Here is a 544-nt window from a genome sequence, read left to right as displayed (position 1 = left end):
TTCGTAAGACAGGTTTTGGCTCAATAAGAAGTGCAGTTTTGCGAGCGCCGCTTCTGGCGTCATATCGTAACCGCTAATTACGCCTGCATCTGCCAACGCACAGCCTGTCGCATAACCGCCCATGTTGACTTTACCAGCCAAACATTGAGTCAGGTTGACCACAATAACACCACGCTCAGAGGCTTCTTTAAGATGGCCTAGTAGTTCTGGGTTTTGCGGAGCGTTACCCACACCAAAAGTCAGCAAAATCATCGCATTCACTGGCTGAAGCAAGGTATTGCGGATAACTTCATGTGAAATACCCGGATACATTGTGATCACACCGATTGGTTGAGGAGTAATGTTGTGAACTTTGAATTCACCTTCAGGTTGCGCGTTCACCTTGATGCTGTTGCTAATCTGAATGTTGATGCCCGCTTCCAACAGTGGCGGCAAGTTTGGTGACGTAAATGCATTAAAGCCGTCAGCATGAGATTTTGTGCTGCGGTTGCCACGCATCAACTGATTGTTGAAGAATAAGGTGACTTCGTTGATTGGGTAGTTT

General features: G+C 46.9%; 1 protein-coding gene. It reads right to left on the bottom strand.

Annotation, left to right across the window (positions count from 1 at the left end; translation table 11 throughout):
- Nucleotides 1-544: asparaginase domain-containing protein (locus R7R24_RS29745; protein ID WP_318120592.1), on the bottom strand; the 544-nt coding region annotated here is incomplete at both ends.

The sequence above is a fragment of the Vibrio sp. 704 genome, from assembly GCF_033339295.1.
Note: the sequence above shows the minus strand (reverse complement) of the source record. Positions and strands in the feature narration are given on the sequence as shown.